The sequence below is a fragment of the Vibrio plantisponsor genome, from assembly GCF_013041605.1.
GTDB classification, from domain to species: Bacteria; Pseudomonadota; Gammaproteobacteria; order Enterobacterales; family Vibrionaceae; genus Vibrio; species Vibrio plantisponsor.
The window spans coordinates 254,021-275,298 of record NZ_JABEQC010000006.1 but is presented as its reverse complement, the minus strand read 5'-3'; the positions used below and the strand labels follow the sequence as shown (position 1 = coordinate 275,298).

Genomic DNA, 21,278 nt, shown 5'->3' with positions numbered 1-21,278 from the left:
TTTCACCTGTCATTCTATGAAGTGTATCTTAACACCTCTAATCAGGTGGCCAAATTCACTATGCCACTACACTCATAAGATTTTGCACAATATATGGTTGGAGTATGGTCGCGATGCTGCTGTCCTTGCCACAAGCATCAATACTTCTAAATCATGGTTCAACCATACAGAACCAATGTTTAATGCCCATTCTATCGCTAAGCAATTTGGTGATATGGGTATTAAAGCAGATTTAGTTGAGAGTAAAGGAAAAACCTTTGTGGCATTTGCTGGTACGGATAAAAACGGCAAAACCCTAAAACATGCCTTTGTTAACGGTACTCGTATCAATATGAACGGCAAAAAGTATCCACTGAACTCTTTCAAATCTATGCAAGCAGGATTCAGTCCCAAATCAAAAGCGTCCGACTTTAAAGGTGCAGCCGCATTAACGTTTGTGGTGTCTGCAAGCTTAGCGACATCGGATCTTGTGTTTAAGGATGACTATCACTTGGTTAATTGGTTTGGAAATGTGGGCTCCGACATGTTTAAAGCGTTAGTACAATTTGGGGCTGGAGAGGCTGCGTTGTGGATCGCGGCTTCCTATAGTGCTCCTATTCTTATTGGTGCAATAGCATGTGTTGCCGTCTACACTCTAATCGAGATGGCTTGGAGCGATCTTAAGATTTCCGATCATTTAGTGGAGACCTTAGAAAATGTCATCTCAAATTAAAGTTCGCCTAGCGGGATTTGCTCTAATTGCTTTGATGCTAACCTGTTGGGTCTATCCTTCCTACGGGGTATTTTGCGATTATTTAGATTTATTGAACAATGAGGTAGTGGTAAGGGTATCTGTTTTAACTCTTTGGGCTCCTTTTGGGTGTCTAGGTGCAGTGCTTTGCTTACTTTGGATGTCGCCAAAAGCTCTCTATTATGGGAAAGGAATTGGAAAAGTTTATTCTCCTAAAGCGATGCAACTGGCTAACAAGGTTTGTATGTACTTTGCATTGATAGGTATAGCCTTCGCGGTAGGTTGGACATATCACTCTATTGATTTATTAGAACGATATGGGTATGTCTACAGCAGAGATCTAACAAAGATAACGCCAACGGGTATTCATTTAATGTATGTTCGACCAAATTAAAACGTACAACGTGTAGGCACCAACATCACTAATAGTTAGCTGAAATGTTCAAGTTTGGGTTTTGTATTTACGATGCAAAGATTTAAAGGTTTCTATGGTGGATAGTGGTGTTTGTTTCTTAATGTAGCTTTTTACGAATTCAACTAATACGCTAAGTATCAAGTGAAGTCAGAAGATCTTAAAAAACCGTCGCAAGACGGTTTTTTTAACGTAATTAGAAAGAGCTTAAGCACAGCACTTTTTGTACTTTTTCCCGCTTCCGCAAATGCATGGTTCATTGCGGTTTGGTGTTTTGTCAAAGGTAACAGTTTTAGGTTTATTCAATAGCGTATCTAATTCAACCGTGTTCTCTGGTTGCTCAGAGTCTACGACAATATTCGCCACAATTGAGTGCTCAGAAAGCAACGTTTCAATCTCTGCTTTACGAGTTTCGCTTGGAACGACAACATTGATTGGAGCTTCCTCAGTGCCTGCTTTTACATCACGTTTTACGTTGTAGCCTGAAATGACGTGGTTTTGCCTAGCATCGATTCGACCTTTGAAAAATAGTTTGGACATTTGAAACTCACTGATAGGTTGGTGTGGCGTAATTTTGGTCGCGATTATACGGAACTATTCCAATTGATAAAGAAGTTCCTACCATATGTATTGGATTACGGTATCATGCACAATTGCCCAAATTGTAGTACTTCATGATTATACCAACTAAAAATCTCCCTTCCTCCGATGTATCTTGTTCGAACTGCAAAGCATGTTGTTGCCGTCTTGAAGTTATGATTATTTCAGATACTGGCGTGCCAGAAGAATTTATCAAGCGTGACCAGTATGGTGGTGAGACAATGATGCGCCTGCATGACGGCTGGTGTGCTGCCTTAGACAGAGACACATTTATGTGCACGATTTATGAAAATCGCCCTTGGATATGTCGTGAATTCGAAATGGGTTCAAATGAATGCCTGGACGAACGAATTGAACTCCAGTAAGACTATCATTTGATTATGCAACCCGTTTTTTAATGTATGATTTCTTTGTTTACCATGAATTTGAATACTGCTGCTTGGGGTATCACTCAAGCTAGTTCGGGGTTGGAAACCTGCTTCAATGAATGAGCGGTAATTAATAACACTAGTAATGGCTTGTTAGTTTCCGGTGTTTTTTTGTTCGTCAATTTTAAGAAGGGATCTTAAATGAGTTCTGTTGAGATTAAAAACGTAGTCTTTGATATCGGCAATGTTGTCGTTCGTTGGGCTCCTTTGGAGATTATCAGGCTCACATTTGGAGACAACGACGCTGTTGAAGAGAAAGCAAAATCGATCTTTCAGTCTGAAACTTGGCTAAAGCTGAATAAAGGCCAAATCACAGAAAATGATGCGAAAACTCAATATAAGGAAGCTCTGGGGCTTACTGAGTTAGAGTGTGAGCGGCTGTTTTATTACGTTAAGCAAACTCAAATACTCATTCATGGTTCTGTTGACCTAATAAAGCGCTGCAAATCTACCGGTTATAATGTTCTAGCGTTAACTGATAATGTTCATGAAATTGTTTCCCACTTAAAATCAACCTACACGTTCTGGGATTTGTTCGACGGTGCAGTAGTTTCTGCAGACGTTGGATTATTGAAACCTCAGCCAGAAATCTACCAGACTCTGCTTTCTCAATATGATCTAAAAGCGTCACAAACTGTGTTCATCGATGATATGCCACATAATGTGAGAGGAGCGGAATGTGTCGGTATCGCCGCAATCCAGTTTGCAAACGTTAGCCAGTGTGAACAAGCATTAAGGTCTTTAGGTGTGCAAATCTAATTGCATAACTATAAACTTTTCGAAAAATCTAGGTGACTAATAGTAATAGGTTTGGCTAAGGAGTGCTCATGCTTAATAAGGAAAATACTGGGCTTATTATCGTAGATGTTCAGGGGAAGCTGGCCAGATTAGTGTCTAACAGTGACGTGGTGATATCAAACTGTGCAAAACTAATTCAAGGGGCCCAAGTCCTTGGTTTACCGATAATCTGGTTAGAACAAAATCCAGAAAAACTGGGGCAAACCGTTAATGAGTTGCAAGCTCTACTGATTGATCACAGCCCTATAGCTAAATTTACTTTTGATGCCTATCGAGATCCCAATTTTGTCGAAGCTATTAAAACATCCGGTAAAACCTCTTGGCTGATTTGTGGAATTGAGGCGCATATATGCGTCTATCAAACGGCTGTCCACCTCAAAAACATGGGTTTTGAAGTGAATCTAGTCTCTGATTGTGTTTCTTCTCGAGACCAATCGAATAAAGATCTCGCGATACACAAGTTAGCTGGTTCAGGTGTCGATATCACAGGATTAGAAATGTGTCTCTACGAGTTAGTTGAAGATTGCCGCGCACCAGAGTTTAAAGAGATACTTAACTTAATTAAGTAGATAGTGTTTTACTATCAATTGGTTGCGAGTAACCTTAATCTCTGGATTGATTGGGTGATCGTAAGCAATACCTAGGTTTTGGAGACTTCAATGAAAAAATGTTTGCTCATCATTAGTGCGTTAATTTTAGGTGGCTGTTTGGGAATGCCGCAAACAGTAAAGCCTGTTACTGGCTTTGAACTTCAAAACTACCTTGGCAAATGGTATGAAATAGCACGTTTAGATCACTCTTTCGAAGAGGGATTAAGTCAAGTGACTGCTGAGTACTCTCTTCGTGATGATGGCGGTGTGTCTGTGCTAAACAGGGGCTATTTGGCAAGCGATGATGAATGGAAAGAAGCAGAAGGGAAAGCTTACTTTGTAAAAAGCGAATCAGAAGGCTATCTCAAAGTTTCTTTCTTCGGCCCTTTTTACGGCTCTTATGTGGTCTTTGCTTTAGAGCGTGACAATTACGACTATGCATTTATCTCTGGCCCTAATACTGACTACCTTTGGCTATTGGCGAGAACGCCAACTGTAGAACCTGAAGTGATAACTCAATTTGTCCAAATGGCGAAAGAGCGTGGTTTTGATACAGATAAGCTAATTTTTGTTGAGCAGGAACAAAGCCTGTTTGACTGAAATGCTATGCCAAGACTGTTCTCAATATGTCGATGAAATAGAGTTTAAAAATGATTAGAAAATACAGCGATAACGACCTAGATTCCGTCATCGAAATTTGGCTAGAAGCTTCGATTAAAGCTCATAGCTTTGTAGCAGAAGATTTTTGGCGCTCGCAAATAGGCAATATGCGTGACCTCTACATTCCTGCTTCAGAAACCTACGTTTATGAACTTGACTCTGAAGTCGTTGGCTTTTATGCATTGTATGAGAACAACCTAGCTGCAATCTTTGTCAAACCAGAACTGCAAGGTAAAGGTATTGGCAAGCAACTCATCAATCACGCTAAAACTCTACGCCAAACAATAAATCTTAATGTGTATAAAGAAAACCAAGCGAGCTATGACTTTTATCGATCGCAAGGTTTCAAATTGGTGAACGAACAAACCGATCCTCATACTGGACATCAAGAATTCACCTTGAGTTTTAATGGGTAAGCGGTAAATGACGTTAAACTGTGAATTATTCACTCTCTGCTGAGCTTGATTTTATGTGTTGTTAAACGAGCTACAGCTGCAAAAAGGGTGGTAAACCTAACACTAACGATTAGAATACGCGCTCAGAATAACTATCCGCCAGAAGGCCACTATGCTTCGTGACTATACTTTTGACTGCCTTGTAACCATGCCTCGCCACGAACTGGAAGAATTCGCCGTTCGAATGATCAGTAAAATGGTTCCAGAAGACGTGATGAGCGAAATTTTTACTTTCGAACAGGAAGAGGTCGACAGTGAAGAGCGCATGATGTCTGCACGACTAGACGCAATGCTTCGCATGACTGCAATTGCACTGAGTGAAATTCAGCAAGCGTTTGATGATTCAGACAACGCGAAACAAAACAGTGAAAGAATGACCCGCTTAGTGCTTTGGCATTTCTACGCCATCTCTTTCAATTTGGAGCAAGCTATTACGCTTGAAACTCATTGTGAATTGGTTGAAAAGCTGCTGGTAAATGCGCCTGTAGATGCATTCGGTTGGGTGAATACGTTAACCGAGCTGTTGCACACCTATGCTGATATCAATGCTAAAGAAAATTCACAACCATAATGGCGCGGATGGTTAAAATTTCAAATATAGCGAACTGAAGAGTGATTCCAGAAAAAATTACCTTCCATGGAACTCTTATTAGAACGATAAGAAACTAACAACAGAGAGGATAATCGACTCTAATATGTCTGTTGTTGTAAGTATTACAGCGGTAATAGTGGCTTTAATTGTTAGCACGTAAGTCATGAAAGTATCAGTGTTCATTTTCATTCGAGCAGTTCTCTAGTTAGCTATAGTTTCAGTATTTACTGGTGTTGTATCAGTCGTAAAATTGGACTCAGTGAAGGCAGCGAGTTTGTTAATAGCCTGAATCGCTGCTTGCCCTGAACTTAACTAAACCAAAGAAAGTACAATGGCTGATACCGCCAAAATTGCAGATTTCATCGCTACTTGTTCTCCTAAAGATCAACGGAAGAACAAGGCTATTCTTAAAGTGCGTTTAATGGTTGTTATTAAAATTAATAATATTTATTCATAATAAATTCAGTTGGTTGTAAGGTTTGTGTTAAGGCAACTTCTTGCTCGCTATGAAGGCGCTTTTCTCAGTTAAAGGAGTTCTTGTGGAAGTTAACGTATATCAAGTCGATTCATTCACATCTGAAGTGTTCAAAGGGAATCCTGCTGGTGTATGTATTACAGACTCTGCTCTTGATGAGTCCCAGATGTATGCAATTGCCGCGGAAATGGCGGTATCTGAAACCGCTTTTCTAGCCATGGATACGATGCAGCTTCGCTGGTTTACGCCCGAAGTGGAGGTCAAACTTTGTGGACATGGCACGTTGGCGGTTGCGCATATCTTAAAACAACTGGATTTATATAAGACAGGTGACACTATTGGATTTCATACCTTGTCAGGTTTGCTCACCGCTGAGCTGGATATTGATGAAATTCATCTTACCTTTCCTGCACCAGTTCTAGAATTCGATGCTGAAATCAACGTGGAGCTGATTGAAAGAATCGGACTACATAAATCTAACATCTTGGATTATGGGATTTTTGACACTAAACAGTTCATAGTGATTAGCGATGAAGCACTTCTTTATCAACTTGAGCCTGATTTTAGCTCAATGGCAAAATTGCAAGGACGAGGTGTGTTGATTACGACTCAAAAGAGTCAGACTAACGAAATTGAGGGTGTTGATTTTGTTTCACGCTACTTTGCACCTTGGGTAGGCGTTAACGAAGATCCAGTAACAGGTTCAGCGCATTGTGCATTGAGTGTCTATTGGTCAAAAGCTCTCAATAAAACAAAGTTAAAAGCGTATCAAGCATCGCGTCGAGGTGGTTATGTCGACGTAGAGCAGCTTGACGCAAACACCGTCAAACTTTCAGGAAAAGCAGTCACTGTTCTACAAGGGCAGATGCGAATTGCTTAAGAAAAAGCAGTTTAGTGGTGTTCGCTTGATTGATACTAGCGAACACCGCCGTCAACCATCTTGCATTGATGAAAATGGGGATAACAATCTCTTATTCCCAGATTTTCCATATCGAAAATAGCGTGTTCAATATCGTGTATTTTCGCGTCAAAAAGTAGCCCAACCACACTGCCACTGTGAGCAACATTCAACCCGTACAGGTCGTGTTTTTCAACGATGTTGAGTAGTTGTTCAAAGCGGGGTTTAGGCAAAATGATCTGGCTTTCAATAGCGCTGGCAGTTGCTGCTCTGCCAAGTTGACTCGGGTTGTGCAGTTTAATGGCATCTGCCAGATCAGTGTTCGCCGTATCTAATCTCAATGAAGAGCTCATCAATGAATGGCGGTGATCCACCTTGTGGTATGCCGCCGTATCGAGCTGTATTGGGCTTTCTAATACCAACACATCAAGACTTGTCATCGAACCGTATTGCGCTGCCACAACTCCTTGGTTGTGATCAAATAAGGTTAGGGCGTTGAACATGGTGCTGTCGGTGGGTTCGAGTTGAGCGCAAAGTGAAGCAAGGTGTTCTGCTGTGTAGTCACATTGAAAGTAGCGATAGGTTGCAGCGACTGCGGCTGCGATATCGGCGGTGCTGCTTGCCATTCCTTTTGCTACGGGAATAGTAGAGTGAAAGTCGATCTTTAATTGCTGAGATTCTGCGCTTGGTATATTGAGCTGCTTTAGGGTTAATTCCAGCGCTTTGCGCATCATCGGTCTTTGATTACTTAGTGTAGCCAAACCAGAGCTGACTTCGACGGTACTGAACCAATCAATAGGGCAAGACACCAGCTTTTCACCACCGGAAATCCACCCTTGAATTAGTTCTCCGCACGAAGCTGGGCAGCTCGCTTCAGCCATGATTAAACACCTTCTTAAGGGCCGACACTAGACGCTCATTGTCTGCTCTTGATTTGATTGCCACACGGTAAAAGCTCTTGTCCAAACCTAGGTAGTTAGCGCAACTACGAATCAAAATGCCGTGTTTCATTAGCTGTGATTGCAGCGCCGACTGATTATCCAAGTGTTTAAAAAAAATGTAGTTCGCTGAAGGTTTATAGAGTTTGATTTTTTCAAACTGTTGCAATTCACCTAATAGATAAGTTTGCTCTTTGAAAAGCCAGTTGTAGGTTGCTTGGTGATAGGTGATGAAATCAAACAGCACTTCTCCTGCTAATGCAGCAAGGGCATTGATAGTCCAAGGTTCTCTTTGCTCGCGGATCTGTTGTAAAAGCTCTGCGTCGGAAGAGAGCATGTAGCCTAAACGTAAACCGGGCAGGGCATAAAACTTGGTCAGTGAACGCAAGATGTAAAGATTGTCGTGACAGGGCAGATACCTACAAAGACTCTTCGTTTCGGGCATAAAGTCGAGAAACGACTCATCAACAAACAGCTTGATGCCCATAACGTCACAACGATTTAAGATTTCAGTCAACAAGTCTGGGTCAGGTTGCAGACCTGTCGGGTTATTAGGTGTACACAAGAATAAGCAATCAAGATCGGGCGAAAGAGCAGTAAGAATACGTTTGGTAACGCGAAACTCTTCCTCTTCACACAGCAAGTAGTTGGTGATTTTGCAACCAACGCGTGTGAGTGCGCGGCGATACTCGCCAAAACTTGGTTCCACAAGTAGTGCTTTTTGGGGTTTTACGTATTGCGCCCAAAGGAAGATCAGCTCAGTTGCGCCATTGCCAGCAATTACATGGCTTTGTGAACACTGATGGTGACGAGCCAACTGACGATGCAGCAGGTGGTAATCAATATCGGGATATTGCTCTAAGCGCGATAAGTTTTCTACAAGCAGATGCTTTAATCCTCCGGGCATACCCAGAGGATTGATGTTTGCACTGAAATCAATGACATCGCTGGGAGCGAGACCAAATTGATTTGCCATTTGCAGGACATTACCACCGTGTTGTCCACTTATCGCCATATTGACTGCCTTTAAGCTAAATCGAGTTGAAGTTGTGCTAACTCGCTAATTTGACGACATGTGGCTTTAAACGAAAGTGTTGCGTGTTTCTGAGCAACGCCGCCAATCACTATCAAGGCTGGCGAAGTAATGCCTTCTTCTTTCACGCGCTGTGCTATATCAGTAACGGTTCCTGTAACCACTTGTTGGTTATCACGGCTAGCATAACGAACCACCGCTGCGGGAGTATCCGTAGCTTTGCCGCTGTCGACCAATTGCTGACAGATGTTTTCGATTTGACTCATACCCATCAAAATAACGAGAGTGCCATCTAGTTTAGAATACAAAGACCAATCGAGTGGATCTTTACCTTGCTTTAGATGTCCTGTTACTACGTGAAAGGAGGAGGCATGATCTCTGTGAGTGACAGGGATACCCGCATAAGCTAAACCACCAATGGCAGAACTAATTCCCGGAACCACTTCAAATTCAATTCCGTGTTCTACCAAGGCATCTGCTTCTTCACCACCACGACCAAACACATAGGGGTCACCACCTTTCAAACGCACGACATTGTAGCCCTGTTGGGCGAAATTCACTAAGGTTTCATTGATGTCATCTTGAGGAATTGGGTGAAAATTCGGTAACTTACCCACATTGACCATTTGGCAACTGCTTGGTGCTTGCTGCAATATCTCTTTGCTTACCAGCCTATCGTAAACAATGACGTCAGCCTCACGGATACAATACAGCGCTTTTACTGTTAATAGTGTTGGGTCGCCCGGACCTGCACCCACTAACCAAACTTTCCCTTTCATAGTGATACCCTCATGACGTCTTTAGCAATCATTAGTTCTTCATTAGTCTCAATTACCGCTAAAGAAATTGAACTCTCTTGTGTAGAAAAAATCGTTGATTTAGAGCGGTTTTTGTTCACATCGACGCATATTCCTAGTGGTTCTAGCGAACAACATACACTTTCTCGGATATCGGTAGAGTTTTCCCCGATACCTCCGGTAAATAAAATGGCGTCAACACGACCTAGCTTAACCAGATACTGACCAACATAAGCTCGGACACGTTCGACAAACATATCCAACGCTAACTTGGCTTGTTGATCGGTTTTTGATGCTTGCTGTATATCGCGGCAATCGTGAGATAGTTCTGATACTCCCAGAAAACCTGAGCGGCTATTCATCATCTCGTTTAACTGAGACAAAGTTAGCGATTCTTTTTCAGCTAGGAACGGCAGAATAGAAGGATCGATGTCTCCACAACGTGTCCCCATCATTACTCCAGCAAGCGGTGTAAATCCCATCGAAGTATGAACCGATTTACCACCTTTAATGGCACAAATACTGGAGCCGTTTCCTAAATGGCAGGTGATGAGATTCAATTCAGTAACGGGTTTGCCAATCATTTCGGCATAATGGTTCGCCACGTACTTGTGGCTCGTGCCATGAAACCCATAACGACGAATACCGTGCTTACGGTAATACTCATACGGAATAGGGTAGATGTAATCAGGTTTTGCCATGGTCTGATGAAAAGAGGTGTCAAATACGGCGACTGCTTTTGCATCGGGCAACGTCTGTTTAAACGCGTGTATTCCGGTTAAGTTGACAGGGTTATGTAACGGTGCCAAGTCACTTAATCGAGTGATTTTTTCAATCGTGTCTTCATTGATGATGGCGCTATCAGGGAAGTATTCTCCTCCGTGTGCCACTCGATGACCCACTCCTTGTATCTCTTTTAAATCAGCAACAATTCGGTACTCAATTAAACTGGTAAGCAGCATATCCACCGCTTGCTGGTGGTTGGCTATGCTGATGGTCTTACTCACTTTTTGTCCGTTGAACTTCATGGTAAAAATCGCATCGGCTAAACCTATACGTTCAACCAAACCTTGGCATAGAGAAACTTCATCAGGCATTGAAAACAACTGAAATTTAAGAGAAGAGCTGCCAGCGTTAATGGCGATAATTTTCTGAGATGCTTCGTTAAGTGACATCGTGCTTAATTCCTTTCTGTAACAAGTGCTAAAGCTTGTTGATCCTTAGTTTCACTGAGGTAATCCACCAAATCGTCAATACCATCGCCATTGAATGAGGAGGTAACAAAAATGGGGTCTGCACCTGCATTAGCTAAATGGGCGATGGCTTCTCCAATACTGGCATCAGGGGCGTCGGCTTTAGTGACAATACCGATCACAGGCTTGGTGAAAGCACTGGAAAACAAAGGGGAGAACATTTGTTGAATGGCTGTTGCGCTGTGAACTAAACCTATGATGTCGGCATCGTAGGATGTGGTGATCAGAGCGCTGTTGAGACAGCGATTTTCCAAGTATTCCCCAGGGGTATCAATGGACAGATCTTCACATTCCAACGACTGAGTTTTTTGATAACGTAATGGTAAGCCGCGTAGTTTTTGCAGCAGCGTGGTTTTGCCACTCAGTGTTTGACCTACCAACATCAGACGTTTCATCATTTAGGTCCTAGTAATGTCGCATGGGGTGAACTTGAGTTGATTGCTCAGCACATGAATCACCTGTTTAAGCGCATATTCCACCGCAGATACGTCGCCGGTGATCACTACCGCACCGGTGAAACGGTCAATAAAGCCGATTTCGACATTGCCGGATTTGGTCGTTACATCACTGGCGATGATTGCACCTTCACTAGGCGTTATCGTCATAATACCGATAGCATTTGCGGCTTCATTCAGTCCAAGTTTCTTGTAAACCGCTTTATTCGGATTGGCGATAAGATGCGCCAGTGTCACCTGTTTACCCGGTACGTATTCCTGAATAACGCGCTCTTTTTTTTCTAAGTTATCGAACATAGCAACCTCGTTACATCAACTGACGCCATAACTCAGGGTGTGGTTTTGCAATCACAGAGCCGTGAACCAGTAAGCCTTTGTCGCTTGCTCGGTTACTGCCGACAGTGACGGCGGTTTGCACATCAGAAACATCACCATTTACGACGAAATAGCATTTACCACCTATACCAAACGCCATATGAATTCTGAGCAGTTCGATGTTGGAGGCTTTAATAGCAGCGTCTGCGGCTTCAATACAAGTTGCTACGCTGTAGGTTTCCACTACGCCAATAGACTGCTTATGGTCGGTGACTGTGACACCGCTTAAAGCGGGTAGAATAGAGGCGTGAACGTTAGGCAGCACAAAGCTATCAATTGCCATGTGTTCACCTTGTCGTTCTCCATTTTCTACCGACTGTTTTACAGCAGCGATTTCTCCGCCAACCATAATGATGTATTTACCCGGACAGATGGTTTTCGCTGTCAATAGCTCTACATTGGCGCTTTTTAGCATCGTATCGGTAACTTCGATTCCTTTGGCGATACTGTTGAGTTCAACTAATCCAATTGCATGATGCATACATTACCCCCGACGCATTGTGATAACTTTGGTGCCAACTTCTGTTATGGTGCCTGTGATACTGGCATGCTGAGCAACGCTGAGCGCATCAGGTGCTGCTTTTGCAATACAATCTCCGGCTTCAACATGATCACCAACACTGACAACAGGAACAGAAGGAGCACCGATATGCTGTTGCAGTGGGATGGAAACAAACTCTGGTTGCCACAAAGGTTCAACCATTGGTGCTTCATGGTAGTAAGGCAGTAAATTAAGACGCTTAACCAGACGTCCGATAGGGACTAAACGATGTTCAGCCATCGGATCTTGTGGCTCTATTTCACCTTCGTATCTTGCTTTTTGAGCGCGTAATTCACCTTTTAAGATCTGGTTAATACGCATAGGCGAAATCTCAACAGGGCATGCGTAGCTTTCACAAACACTGCATTCCGAGCAGGTTAGCGCCGATAGCAAGGTTGATGGTTTAGCAAACTGTTTGTAACTCATCGACTTAACCAGTTCATGCGGTGATAGTTCATGACCGATGATGTGTCTTGGGCATAAGTCGGTACAAAGGCGGCATTGCTCGCACACGGTTTTCGCCATCGCGATGATCTGTTGATCGGTTTTAAGACGACGCTGAATAAGCAGATGTTCTCTGGGAAATACCAAAATTCCCCCTGTGGTTTTAGTAACAGGAGCATCGATATCAGAGATGTATTTGCCCATCATGGGACCACCATTGATGAACTCTGGATGGTCGACAGTGCAACCTCCAGCTAGCTCAATCAACTCACTCATTTTTGTACCGATAGGAACAGTAAGCGTCATTGGTTTGTTTACTGCACCATTGATGGTGAGCGTTCTATGGGTGACGGGCTTTTCTTCATCAATCGCTTTGGCTAGGTTAATTAGGGTTTGAACATTGTTTACTACTACGCCAATGCTGATCGGAATTTGTGCCGGTGGCACGCGTCGACCTGTAGCAAGCCAAATGGTGATGACTTCGTCTCCCGCAGGGTACACATCTGGCAGAATGTGGATACGGATGTTGTCGGTAAGCAGAGGGGTAAGTGTGGCAATTGCTTTTTTGTATTTAGCTTTGAGAGCAATGATGCCTTCTTTCGCACCAGTTGCTTTCATTCCATAACGAATGCCTTGAATCAGCTTACGGGCGTGGCTCACCATGAGCTGTTGGTCGACTTTCAGCATCGGTTCACATTCAGCGGCATTGACCAGAAATATTTCAGCTTTCGATTGCAGCTTCACATAGGTCGGAAACCCCGCGCCTCCTGCACCGACGATGCCAGATTCACGCGCAATATCCGCGATTTTTTCAGCGGATAGAGATTTCATTTCACGTAACGGTGCTTCCTTCGTTTCCGTCATACTATTAGTTAGGGTCATAGGATTGCCTCTATGATTTGTTTCACCTGCAGCGGGTTCGCTTTATACGGAGTAGTTGTCATGGTGGAATCTTGTAATGTGGATTCCACTAACGCATCCATTTGGGCGAGAACGTCTCTGCGGGTAATTTTTAATACGTGTAATGAAGTGGCTATCTTCACTTCTTTTTGTAATCTGACGATGTTGTGGATCAGTTGATTCACAGCGGCTTCAGCGGACGCATCTGGATGACAGAAGCGGCACGCTTTTGCGATGCGTGCGTAACGTTTGCGAGCGCGAATATCGTTTTTGGCGTTGAAACGAATCACGTGGGGCAACAAAATTGCGTTCGCCAACCCATGAGCAACGTGGAACTTACCACCTAACTGATGCGCGATAGCGTGGTTTATTCCTAAGCCTGACTGGCTAAATGCCATGCCTGCCATGCACGATGCGTTGTGCATTTTTTCCCGTGTTTTCTCACAATTGCCTTTGACACAAGCGGTGGGTAGGTACTCAAACACTAAAGATATGGTTTTCTCTGCTAAAGCATCGCTAAAGTCATTGGCTGTGGTCGATACATAAGCTTCGATGGCGTGTGTTAGCACATCCATCCCCGTATTGGCAGTGATATGGGGAGGCACAGTAACGACAAACGAAGGGTCCAGTATCGCTTCATCAGGGTAGATAGTGGCATCAAATATTGGGTATTTAATGCCTTTGTTTTCATCGGTGATCACGGTTGCATTAGTGACTTCAGAGCCTGTACCGCTGGTGGTTGGTATGGCGATGCAACGTTCAAGCTTGATATCGAATTTGGTGGCGAAGAAGACCATCGCTTTAGCTGCATCAATGGCAGATCCTCCACCAAAACCGATCACTACATCAGGTTTAAACGCGATGAGGTCTTTCATGCCTGAAACAACCGTCAACACATTCGGATCAGGCTGAATATCGGTATAGACTCTGATTTCATTGCCTTTGAGTTCCGCTTTGACACGCTCAATAGGCGTGCCTTTAGCGAGAAACTCATCGCAGACAATCCAAACGCGCTTGTTCTGATATTTGTTCAAGCGTTTCAGGCTGTTTTCACCACTAAATATGGCGGTTGATATAGAAAAACGTTTCATGGTAGTCGCCACCAAAATCAACGGATTGAAAAGCCGTTAGTTAACGTGCAACGTCTTAGTCGGCAGAAGGTTCTGGCAGACGTTGTTCCTTCACCCGTTGGCGTTGCAATCGTAAAGGTGTTAAACCCTTCAGCTCCGAAACCGATACCTGCGTATGAAGGTCCGTTTTTAACAAATATCGATGTTTGCATCAGCTGTGCGACTTTGTTTAAACGCGACACGTTCTGTGAATGCATGACCGCAGTGTGGTGCAGTCCGTTTTCGACTTTGAGCGATATCGCTAAGGCTTCTTCAAAATCTTTTGCTCGAACTATTGGCAACACTGGCATGAGCTGCTCATGAATCACAAGTGGATCATCTTTTGCGGTTTCGACGATGATCAGTTTTGGCTCTTTTAATGGAACTGGCAGACCTGCTGCTTCAAGAATGGTTGTGGTGCTTTTACCAATCAGTTTTTTATTGATTCCACCGTCAATAATGCAGGCTGCATTAAGCGCTTTGACATCTTCTGCACTGCGAATCAGCAGGGCTCCGTAATCCACCATCTGCGTGATGAGTTCGTCGGCGACTTGATTGACTACCACAACCGCTTTTTCTGCAATACATGGGATGTTGTTATCAAGGGAAGCGCCAGAAACGATGTCCTGCGCGGCTTTAGTAATCTCGGCAGTTTCGTCAACTAAGCACGGCGGGTTACCCGCTCCGGCGCCAATAGTTTTCTTACCGCTTTTTAGACCCATGGTTACAATTGCAGGTCCACCGGTAATGGCTAATACAGCAATATCGGGGTGCTGCATCATTAACTGGGTGTTCTCAAAACTTGGCGTAGAAACCGTTACGACTAAGTTATGAACACCGCAGGTTTTATAGATTAGGTTCTCAATACGTTTGATTAACCAGATTGAAAGATTTTTCGCACCCGGATGAGGGCTGAAGTAAATCGCATTACCCGCCGCGAGCATACTGATACTGTTGTTGATGATAGTTTCCGTTGGGTTGGTACTTGGTGTGATTGAACCAATCACGCCAAATGGCGAATATTCAAATAACACCATACCGTCATCGCCAGTCAGCGCTGTGGTTTTGAGATCTTCAATACCCGGTGTTTTTTCCAGAGCCAGTTTGTTCTTTAAGATCTTATGACCCACATTACCCATACCAGTCTCTTTGACGGCTTCTTCTGCAAGATAAGGAATGTCAGCATCCAGCTCTGCGCGTAGCGTTGCGATGATTGCACTACGGCATTTCAATGGCAGTTCATGGTAACGACGATAGGCATCGTTAGCCGCTTTGATTGCGCTGTCAACATCGTCAAAGATAGCGATGCTTTTAGGCGCTTCACTGTTTGATACTTTCCCTGTTTCACTGGCAAGCTTTTCAGTCAGGATGGTACGAATGATTCCTTCGAGTTCTGTGCTATTCATAATAATTCCTTAGAGTCCTTTTAATGCGGCTTGCGCTATTTGCATATCTTCTTCAACCGAGCCGCCACTAATACCAATGCCGCCTATGATTTTTCCATCAGCGAAAATAGGGTAGCCGCCACCGAAAGAGACCAATTGATCACTGCAACTGGCTTCGATTTGGAACAGAGGTTGACCCGGTTGAACAAGGTTATGTAATTCGTGAGTTGCCATTTTTAGAGCCACGGCGGTATAGGCTTTTTTGAGCGCCAATTCGCTGCTGACTAAGAGAGCGTGTGGCATGCGATAACTTAAAATGGTGTTGCCATGGGCATCGACCAGCGCAAAAACAATAGGAATGCCGATCTGTTTGGCTTCTGCTATTGCGAGCTGTAACAGTTTCAACGCAGTCTGTGTTGCCTTGTCTTGAGCCGAAGAGTGGTGTACGCCGTTTGCTGTAAGCGTTTGGTAACGCTGAGCAACTTTGCTAATCACACATTTAATTTGATTCTCGTGGTCTTCGAGTCGCGCTAAGGCATAGAGCGCATCAGAGAGTCGATTGAGATATTTCATTAGCTCTGGGCGAACAGGCTTGATTTCGTTCACTGCCAGTACTCTTCTTTCTGCACGGCGAGATACTGCGCGAGCAAGATGCATTTGGCTCCCTGAAACCGAACTTCCCGGTAACACAAAGCTGTGCAGTGCTGGCACTTGAGCCATAGCAGCATCAATTGCGTCTTCTAATGCTTTGATCTCTTGTTCACCCACTTGCTGCTGATTGTCTGATTTAACGTTGAGATCTGGGGAAGCTAGCTCAGCGCCGATATAGAACAGTTGATATTGAATGCTATCAAGCAGCTGTTTTGTGCTTACAACCGTCGCCATTTTCTGAGCGACACTGATGTTGGCATTGAGTTCATCGACGGTTCCGTAAGCTTCAACCTGTATGTCGGTTTTTGCTATGCGAACGCCACCTACAAGAGAAGTAGTGCCTTTGTCTCCGGTTTTGGTGTAAATGCCCACGAGACTTCTCCTTACTTATCCGACACAGACAAAGAGTCTAAGATGGCAACCACACATAAATCGGCTGCGGAGCGATCGTTATTCAGGCAAGCTCTGGCTGACGATCCTCTGGTGAGCAGCACAAATTCACCGTCACCTGCGCCCACACAATCAACGGCTACTTCAGGTGGAAAACCGGGCATTTTAGGGCTCTGACCGTCGGTTCCAACTGGCTGTACAAGCAGCAATTTGCGTCCAACTAAGCTTTCTGATTTTTGAGTCGAAACCACTGAGCCGACTACTTTTGCTAAATCCATAATGTGTCCTCCGAGCAGGACCAAATGATGTGATTTTTGGTCATTACGTCTTTTGCCATTGCTGTAACTATGGTGTTTGGTCTGGTTACCACGACGGAATGGGTAAGTTGGCAGACATCGCCGTAAGCCAGAACAGAACGCCCCCATAAAACAACGGGCTGACCATCTTTGGTTTGCCAAATAAATGGCAAGTTAGTCAAAGCCTTAACAGGCAGCATTGAACAAAGAGAAGGGTGGATGACTAAAGTAACCTCAACACCAAAACTGACGACTTTCAGTAAGTGTTTCACTTCTGGTGTCTCTGTTTGGCAACGAGCCAGTGCCAAAATGCTATTGGCATCAACAGACTCGACCATCATCTTGCCATGACGAGCGAGAACACCGAGTTCAACAGGAGAAGCCAGCGCTGGAAGTGTGGTGGTGTAGACAGCATGTTCACGCTCGCTTAGTAGGATTGCGATACGTTCAACAATGGCTGCAATAACTTTGTCATCCAGTTTCATCATGATGACACCTTCAATATTTTGGCGAACGCTTTCGGATTGTCCGCGTCCGCAGCGTTGGCTTCATCAGTATCGAGGTGCATCTCTAACACCATATCTGGAGACACGCGAATCGATACTTCTTCAAACACAGTTCCTCTTGGTGTGCCTTCAATAGCAACCGATACTGAATCACCGTGTTTTACCCCAAACAACAAAGCATCAAGAGGCGACATGTGAATATGTCTTAGCGCGACAATGACGCCTTTAGTCAGGTTCACTTCACCCATATCGCTGACCAGCTTGATTCCAGGAGTATCGTTAAGGTCACCAGACAAACGGATCGGAGCAGGAATACCTAAGGTGCGCGCATCGGTTTTGGATATTTCTACCTGAGTAGAGCTACGCACAGGACCAAGAATACGAACCTTTTCCAATTTTCCTTTTGGACCAACGAGCGTTACGGTTTGATCCGCAGCGTATTGCCCAGGTTGCTTTAACTCTTTGCGAACCGACATCGCTTGGTTTGGAAACAAGCAGTCGTAATCGCGTTGAGACAGATGCAAATGGCGATTAGAAATACCCACGGGGATCGGTCTTTCTCGCATCTGGGTCAACACGTTGCAAACTGCTTGTTTAACTTCAACAATATTCACGTTATTTCACCTTGGTATTGTGGATGCACTTGGTGTGAGGTTCGCCTTTCACGCGTTCACAAAGCGGGTCTCCACATAAATTACAAGTCGCTTCTACACTTGCTGGTGGTTGATTTTCAGCAATAACTTCTTCGACAACGATGTCATATTCCGAAACGGGTTCGTTTTCAGAAACTGGTTCGTTTTTGGAAACACTTTCGTTTTTAATAACAGGAGCATTTTCTAGAACAGGTTCGCTGTTTTCAGTCTTTTGAACATCAGTAGGTTCAATGGCTTGCTCAACTTTAGGAGGCGTAGTTTTTGGCTTTTTCAACTCAGCTTTTTTTACTGGCGTGCCCCACGTATCCATAATGGTTTGATCGGGTCTGGAGAGCGTTTTCATTGCTACGAATGCGTTGTGACGTTTTGCCAGTTCACAACCAGAAGAAAGTGATGCTTGAACTGCTGCCACATCACCCACCACCTTGATGGTTTGCCAACCGCCACCTTTACAGGTTTCGATCCCCACAATAGTGACAGATGCGGTTTTAGCCATTGCATCTGCTACTAAAATAGCGCTAGCTAACCCTTTGATTTCTAATAATCCTAATGACTTTCTCACACGTGCCTCCTTGGTTTGAATGTCACGTTATTGGTTGCTAGGGAAGAGGGTTTCAAAATGCTTAAATATGTTGTTCATCTCGTTCTCCTAGAGCGCTCTTAACTTAAATAGCTTCACTGGTTTGCATCGTTCACAGGTTTAAAAGGCAGACCTTTTACTAAACGGGCAGCATTACAGCCTAGATTGCGTAACTGGTTGTAAAGCTCGCCTTGAGCGCCGAGTGTGTGCAGTGAAACTTGAAATAGCGGGTTTTCAGGAGTGAGGTTGCGCGAGTGCACCACGATCTCCTGATGAGTACATGCAATCCCAACCGCTAGAGGTGAGAGTGATGCCGCGTTATGTGCTTCTTTTCTTATGTCGGTTATCTGTTTTTCAGTTGTTTTGAAGGGAATGCCTTCTTCTTCTATTCCCCAAAGCATCTGATGAAGTTGTTTGTTGTCTACTTGTTCCAGATAAACCCAAATGGCTGGAACTTCTTGTAATTGGCTATGCATGGGCTTCTCCTTTGCTAGTGTGATAGGAAAGGATCAACCCAGTCGCTACAGCGTTACGTGGACCTTCAGTTCCACGAACATTGCCTCGACCAGCAACAAGGTTGTAGTGCGATAATGCATCTGTGACTAATTGTGGAACTTCAAAGTCGAGTGAAGAACCACCGACAAGGACAACAAAAGGTATATCTCGAATATTGCCTGTTGGGCTGACTGCGCGAAGCGCGCGTATAGCGTTAGTAACGAAGACTCGTTGTTTCGCCGTGCGTCTAATCATGCGCACTTTTTCAATCGATTCTTCGCCTGCTAATGGAATAAATCCGGTTTCTTTTACGACGACAACGCGTGCGAAAATTTCGCTTGGTAAAGGTTTATCAAAGAATTGCACCGTGCCGTCTTCATGGCGTAAGTGGAACAAGCTTTCTACTTTAGCCAGTGGGTATTTTTTTATGTCTTCGGCTAAATAGGTATCATCTAATCCCAGTTCGGAAGCAATGATCATCGTGACCATGTCACCTGCACCTGCTAGGTGTATGGCTGTCATTCTGCCTTGTCCGTCGATGATGGAAGCGTCTGTCGAACCTGCACCTAAATCGAGAATCGCTAACGGCGTTTGTGTACCGGGAGTTGTAAGTGCACCGAGAATAGCCGCTTCTGCTTCCGCACCGCCTATTTGGACTTTGACGTTGAGAGTGCCGTGTATTTCTTCTGCGATACGTGCCATTTGCAAGTGATCCGATTTCACCATTGAGGCGATACCGACCGCGTGCTCAAGAGAAAACTCGCCGGCTAAACCACCAGTGACATTAATAGGTACTAAAGTATCTACAGCTAACAAGTCTTGGATGTAGATTTCATTGCTAGGTTTGTTGGTCAGTTCTGCCATGGTTTGGCGAACGTTTTCCAACATACCGCCGATGTTACTGCCAGCTTCACCCGTCACGTTGTCTAATGTTTTGCAGGCAGAAACCCCTTGCATGATTTTTTCGCTGCCTTGAGCAACGTCGATGGTTGTTGTTCTACCTTCCGAATAAAGAGTGATGTGGCCCGCGGGAATCGTACGGGCTTTCACATCACCTTCAGGCGTTTTGACAACAACGGCTGAACGAGTACCGATAAGTGCTCTTGCCACTGGCACTACGTTTTTGGTTTCGTCTGCGTCGAGTTCGAACACAGTTGCAATGCCGTAGGGGTTGGATAGGGTAGAGATCACTTGTCCAGGCATGGCGACTTCAACAGCAGCGGGCATGCCCATCGGAATTCTGTCGATGTATTTCACTTCATCGACAATAGGAATAATTTTATTGAGGCGGTTACTGACCAGTACGCCGTCGTCTTTTTGCAAAATTGCAGCTTCGATTTTGTAGCCTGCTTGTGTTGCGGCATTGATCATGGCAGCAATGTCTGCGAAATCGAGCTCGCCGGGTGCGACGAGTATGTAAGCTTTACTTTTGTCGCAATGCAGTAAGTCGTTAAAGGTGATGGTGATGCCAACCCCAAGTCCTAAACCACCGGGTGTTTTGGGGTTGTGTCCGATCATTGTTGATTCAGTAATGATGGTTTCCGTAATGGTTTCCATCGCTACATCACCAATTACGGGCGTGGCTTCATTGATGCGGATTATGTCAATGTCTTCACGTGTTAAATTGGCTTTTTTAACCACCAGATCCAGCGCAGTATAGATACCAAACAAATTACGCTTGGTGCCTTTGATACCAGTTGTTTCTGTAATTGCACTTGCCACAAAGCGAGTTTCCCCGGCTTGCTGAACTGCTAATGCAACTTCGGTCGTAGAGTTACCGATATCAATGCCCACTATATACGCCATCACCATACTCCTTTAACGTCAACTTCTTATGCG

The 21,278-nt window shown here is 44.3% G+C and carries 28 protein-coding genes; 10 read left to right on the top strand and 18 right to left on the bottom strand.

All coding sequences use genetic code 11. From position 1 onward, the window contains the following. The first annotated feature begins 16 nt into the window (after nt 1-16). Together HKI82_RS20525 and HKI82_RS10985 are read left to right on the top strand one after the other, a co-directional pair. Complete coding sequence (locus HKI82_RS20525) at nt 17-712, top strand: hypothetical protein (protein ID WP_240956706.1); 696 nt, start codon at nt 17-19, stop codon at nt 710-712. Beyond that, the gene (locus HKI82_RS10985; protein WP_171138007.1) at nt 696-1,124 is read left to right on the top strand and encodes a hypothetical protein; all 429 of its coding nucleotides are present in this window, start codon (nt 696-698) and stop codon (nt 1,122-1,124) included. The genes HKI82_RS20525 and HKI82_RS10985 overlap by 17 nt, the downstream gene beginning before the upstream one ends. Nucleotides 1,125-1,349: 225 nt before the next feature. On the opposite strand, the gene HKI82_RS10980 is transcribed toward HKI82_RS10985, so the two are convergent. After that, entirely contained in the window at nt 1,350-1,682 is a 333-nt protein-coding gene (locus HKI82_RS10980; RefSeq protein ID WP_102941935.1) for a PBPRA1643 family SWIM/SEC-C metal-binding motif protein, read from the bottom strand. Between the two features lie 134 nt (nt 1,683-1,816). On the opposite strand from HKI82_RS10980, the gene HKI82_RS10975 reads away from it, so the two are divergent. From HKI82_RS10975 to HKI82_RS10945, 8 genes are all read left to right on the top strand, one after another. Continuing rightward, a complete protein-coding gene (locus tag HKI82_RS10975; RefSeq protein WP_171138006.1) occupies nt 1,817-2,107 on the top strand; it encodes a YkgJ family cysteine cluster protein in 291 nt (96 codons plus the stop codon). Between the two features lie 204 nt (nt 2,108-2,311). After that, the gene (locus HKI82_RS10970) at nt 2,312-2,929 is read left to right on the top strand and encodes an HAD family hydrolase (RefSeq protein WP_171138005.1); all 618 of its coding nucleotides are present in this window, start codon (nt 2,312-2,314) and stop codon (nt 2,927-2,929) included. A 68-nt stretch (nt 2,930-2,997) separates the two neighbouring features. After that, entirely contained in the window at nt 2,998-3,537 is a 540-nt protein-coding gene (locus HKI82_RS10965) for a hydrolase (RefSeq protein WP_171138004.1), read from the top strand. 90 nt (nt 3,538-3,627) lie between these two features. After that, nucleotides 3,628-4,158, top strand: coding sequence for a lipocalin family protein (locus HKI82_RS10960; protein WP_171138003.1), 531 nt, complete (start codon nt 3,628-3,630; stop codon nt 4,156-4,158). Between the two features lie 50 nt (nt 4,159-4,208). Then, nucleotides 4,209-4,634 carry an N-acetyltransferase gene (locus HKI82_RS10955; protein ID WP_171138002.1) on the top strand — a complete coding sequence of 142 codons (426 nt, stop codon included), beginning with the start codon at nt 4,209-4,211 and terminating at the stop codon, nt 4,632-4,634. A gap of 151 nt (nt 4,635-4,785) precedes the next feature. Beyond that, a complete protein-coding gene (locus HKI82_RS10950) occupies nt 4,786-5,244 on the top strand; it encodes an exoribonuclease R (RefSeq protein ID WP_171138001.1) in 459 nt (152 codons plus the stop codon). A 352-nt stretch (nt 5,245-5,596) separates the two neighbouring features. Beyond that, entirely contained in the window at nt 5,597-5,722 is a 126-nt protein-coding gene (locus HKI82_RS20620; protein WP_261881165.1) for a hypothetical protein, read from the top strand. An 82-nt stretch (nt 5,723-5,804) separates the two neighbouring features. Continuing rightward, entirely contained in the window at nt 5,805-6,620 is an 816-nt protein-coding gene (locus tag HKI82_RS10945) for a PhzF family phenazine biosynthesis protein (protein WP_171138000.1), read from the top strand. Between the two features lie 35 nt (nt 6,621-6,655). On the opposite strand, the gene HKI82_RS10940 is transcribed toward HKI82_RS10945, so the two are convergent. The 17 genes from HKI82_RS10940 to HKI82_RS10860 form a co-directional block, all read right to left on the bottom strand. Further along, a complete protein-coding gene (locus tag HKI82_RS10940; RefSeq protein ID WP_171137999.1) occupies nt 6,656-7,519 on the bottom strand; it encodes a GHMP family kinase ATP-binding protein in 864 nt (287 codons plus the stop codon). Continuing rightward, complete coding sequence (gene cobD, locus HKI82_RS10935; protein ID WP_171137998.1) at nt 7,512-8,591, bottom strand: threonine-phosphate decarboxylase CobD; 1,080 nt, start codon at nt 8,589-8,591, stop codon at nt 7,512-7,514. The genes HKI82_RS10940 and cobD overlap by 8 nt, the downstream gene beginning before the upstream one ends. A gap of 11 nt (nt 8,592-8,602) precedes the next feature. Continuing rightward, on the bottom strand, nt 8,603-9,388 hold the full coding sequence (cobA, locus tag HKI82_RS10930; protein ID WP_171137997.1) for a uroporphyrinogen-III C-methyltransferase: 786 nt from the start codon (nt 9,386-9,388) through the stop codon (nt 8,603-8,605). Beyond that, entirely contained in the window at nt 9,385-10,581 is a 1,197-nt protein-coding gene (locus HKI82_RS10925) for an acetate/propionate family kinase (RefSeq protein WP_171137996.1), read from the bottom strand. Before HKI82_RS10925 ends, cobA begins: the two co-directional genes overlap by 4 nt. 5 nt (nt 10,582-10,586) lie before the next feature. Then, complete coding sequence (locus HKI82_RS10920; RefSeq protein ID WP_240956698.1) at nt 10,587-11,057, bottom strand: EutP/PduV family microcompartment system protein; 471 nt, start codon at nt 11,055-11,057, stop codon at nt 10,587-10,589. Further along, nucleotides 11,058-11,411 carry an ethanolamine utilization microcompartment protein EutS gene (eutS, locus tag HKI82_RS10915; RefSeq protein WP_102941949.1) on the bottom strand — a complete coding sequence of 118 codons (354 nt, stop codon included), beginning with the start codon at nt 11,409-11,411 and terminating at the stop codon, nt 11,058-11,060. 10 nt (nt 11,412-11,421) lie between these two features. Then, nucleotides 11,422-11,970 (bottom strand): BMC domain-containing protein, encoded by a 549-nt coding sequence (locus HKI82_RS10910; RefSeq protein ID WP_165311464.1) that lies wholly within the window; start codon nt 11,968-11,970, stop codon nt 11,422-11,424. A 3-nt stretch (nt 11,971-11,973) separates the two neighbouring features. Further along, a complete protein-coding gene (locus tag HKI82_RS10905; RefSeq protein WP_277349814.1) occupies nt 11,974-13,356 on the bottom strand; it encodes a 4Fe-4S dicluster domain-containing protein in 1,383 nt (460 codons plus the stop codon). Beyond that, a complete protein-coding gene (locus tag HKI82_RS10900; RefSeq protein ID WP_171137995.1) occupies nt 13,353-14,465 on the bottom strand; it encodes a 1-propanol dehydrogenase PduQ in 1,113 nt (370 codons plus the stop codon). The genes HKI82_RS10905 and HKI82_RS10900 overlap by 4 nt, the downstream gene beginning before the upstream one ends. A 17-nt stretch (nt 14,466-14,482) precedes the next feature. Continuing rightward, entirely contained in the window at nt 14,483-15,889 is a 1,407-nt protein-coding gene (locus tag HKI82_RS10895) for an aldehyde dehydrogenase family protein (RefSeq protein WP_171137994.1), read from the bottom strand. Between the two features lie 9 nt (nt 15,890-15,898). Next, nucleotides 15,899-16,891, bottom strand: coding sequence for a cob(I)yrinic acid a,c-diamide adenosyltransferase (locus HKI82_RS20660; RefSeq protein ID WP_171137993.1), 993 nt, complete (start codon nt 16,889-16,891; stop codon nt 15,899-15,901). 11 nt (nt 16,892-16,902) lie between these two features. Next, nucleotides 16,903-17,187: a EutN/CcmL family microcompartment protein gene (locus tag HKI82_RS10885; protein ID WP_102941954.1), complete on the bottom strand. Its 285-nt coding sequence runs from the start codon at nt 17,185-17,187 to the stop codon at nt 16,903-16,905. Next, nucleotides 17,178-17,693 carry a PduM family microcompartment protein gene (pduM, locus tag HKI82_RS10880; protein ID WP_171137992.1) on the bottom strand — a complete coding sequence of 172 codons (516 nt, stop codon included), beginning with the start codon at nt 17,691-17,693 and terminating at the stop codon, nt 17,178-17,180. The genes HKI82_RS10885 and pduM overlap by 10 nt, the downstream gene beginning before the upstream one ends. Continuing rightward, complete coding sequence (locus HKI82_RS10875) at nt 17,690-18,325, bottom strand: phosphate propanoyltransferase (protein WP_258004315.1); 636 nt, start codon at nt 18,323-18,325, stop codon at nt 17,690-17,692. The genes pduM and HKI82_RS10875 overlap by 4 nt, the downstream gene beginning before the upstream one ends. 1 nt (nt 18,326) lies before the next feature. Then, complete coding sequence (locus HKI82_RS10870; protein WP_171137991.1) at nt 18,327-18,926, bottom strand: BMC domain-containing protein; 600 nt, start codon at nt 18,924-18,926, stop codon at nt 18,327-18,329. 113 nt (nt 18,927-19,039) lie between these two features. After that, entirely contained in the window at nt 19,040-19,420 is a 381-nt protein-coding gene (locus tag HKI82_RS10865) for a glycerol dehydratase reactivase beta/small subunit family protein (protein WP_171137990.1), read from the bottom strand. Further along, nucleotides 19,413-21,245 (bottom strand): diol dehydratase reactivase subunit alpha, encoded by a 1,833-nt coding sequence (locus HKI82_RS10860; RefSeq protein ID WP_165311458.1) that lies wholly within the window; start codon nt 21,243-21,245, stop codon nt 19,413-19,415. The genes HKI82_RS10865 and HKI82_RS10860 overlap by 8 nt, the downstream gene beginning before the upstream one ends. Between the last annotated feature and the right edge of the window lie 33 nt (nt 21,246-21,278).

What these genes read in the sequence shown, in the direction of transcription:
- HKI82_RS10910 (WP_165311464.1), bottom strand. Translation starts at nt 11,970, where the DNA reads ATGCATCATGCAATTGGATTAGTTGAACTCAACAGTATCGCCAAAGGA.
- HKI82_RS10970 (WP_171138005.1), top strand. Translation starts at nt 2,312, where the DNA reads ATGAGTTCTGTTGAGATTAAAAACGTAGTCTTTGATATCGGCAATGTT.
- HKI82_RS10860 (WP_165311458.1), bottom strand. Translation starts at nt 21,245, where the DNA reads ATGGCGTATATAGTGGGCATTGATATCGGTAACTCTACGACCGAAGTT.
- HKI82_RS10950 (WP_171138001.1), top strand. Translation starts at nt 4,786, where the DNA reads ATGCTTCGTGACTATACTTTTGACTGCCTTGTAACCATGCCTCGCCAC.
- HKI82_RS10955 (WP_171138002.1), top strand. Translation starts at nt 4,209, where the DNA reads ATGATTAGAAAATACAGCGATAACGACCTAGATTCCGTCATCGAAATT.
- HKI82_RS10885 (WP_102941954.1), bottom strand. Translation starts at nt 17,187, where the DNA reads ATGGATTTAGCAAAAGTAGTCGGCTCAGTGGTTTCGACTCAAAAATCA.
- HKI82_RS10925 (WP_171137996.1), bottom strand. Translation starts at nt 10,581, where the DNA reads ATGTCACTTAACGAAGCATCTCAGAAAATTATCGCCATTAACGCTGGC.
- HKI82_RS10985 (WP_171138007.1), top strand. Translation starts at nt 696, where the DNA reads ATGTCATCTCAAATTAAAGTTCGCCTAGCGGGATTTGCTCTAATTGCT.
- HKI82_RS20525 (WP_240956706.1), top strand. Translation starts at nt 17, where the DNA reads ATGAAGTGTATCTTAACACCTCTAATCAGGTGGCCAAATTCACTATGC.
- HKI82_RS10940 (WP_171137999.1), bottom strand. Translation starts at nt 7,519, where the DNA reads ATGGCTGAAGCGAGCTGCCCAGCTTCGTGCGGAGAACTAATTCAAGGG.
- eutS (WP_102941949.1), bottom strand. Translation starts at nt 11,411, where the DNA reads ATGTTCGATAACTTAGAAAAAAAAGAGCGCGTTATTCAGGAATACGTA.
- cobA (WP_171137997.1), bottom strand. Translation starts at nt 9,388, where the DNA reads ATGAAAGGGAAAGTTTGGTTAGTGGGTGCAGGTCCGGGCGACCCAACA.
- HKI82_RS10920 (WP_240956698.1), bottom strand. Translation starts at nt 11,057, where the DNA reads ATGATGAAACGTCTGATGTTGGTAGGTCAAACACTGAGTGGCAAAACC.
- HKI82_RS10905 (WP_277349814.1), bottom strand. Translation starts at nt 13,356, where the DNA reads ATGACCCTAACTAATAGTATGACGGAAACGAAGGAAGCACCGTTACGT.
- cobD (WP_171137998.1), bottom strand. Translation starts at nt 8,591, where the DNA reads ATGGCGATAAGTGGACAACACGGTGGTAATGTCCTGCAAATGGCAAAT.
- HKI82_RS10965 (WP_171138004.1), top strand. Translation starts at nt 2,998, where the DNA reads ATGCTTAATAAGGAAAATACTGGGCTTATTATCGTAGATGTTCAGGGG.
- HKI82_RS10975 (WP_171138006.1), top strand. Translation starts at nt 1,817, where the DNA reads ATGATTATACCAACTAAAAATCTCCCTTCCTCCGATGTATCTTGTTCG.
- HKI82_RS10895 (WP_171137994.1), bottom strand. Translation starts at nt 15,889, where the DNA reads ATGAATAGCACAGAACTCGAAGGAATCATTCGTACCATCCTGACTGAA.
- HKI82_RS10960 (WP_171138003.1), top strand. Translation starts at nt 3,628, where the DNA reads ATGAAAAAATGTTTGCTCATCATTAGTGCGTTAATTTTAGGTGGCTGT.
- HKI82_RS10980 (WP_102941935.1), bottom strand. Translation starts at nt 1,682, where the DNA reads ATGTCCAAACTATTTTTCAAAGGTCGAATCGATGCTAGGCAAAACCAC.
- HKI82_RS20620 (WP_261881165.1), top strand. Translation starts at nt 5,597, where the DNA reads ATGGCTGATACCGCCAAAATTGCAGATTTCATCGCTACTTGTTCTCCT.
- HKI82_RS10865 (WP_171137990.1), bottom strand. Translation starts at nt 19,420, where the DNA reads ATGCATAGCCAATTACAAGAAGTTCCAGCCATTTGGGTTTATCTGGAA.
- HKI82_RS10900 (WP_171137995.1), bottom strand. Translation starts at nt 14,465, where the DNA reads ATGAAACGTTTTTCTATATCAACCGCCATATTTAGTGGTGAAAACAGC.
- pduM (WP_171137992.1), bottom strand. Translation starts at nt 17,693, where the DNA reads ATGATGAAACTGGATGACAAAGTTATTGCAGCCATTGTTGAACGTATC.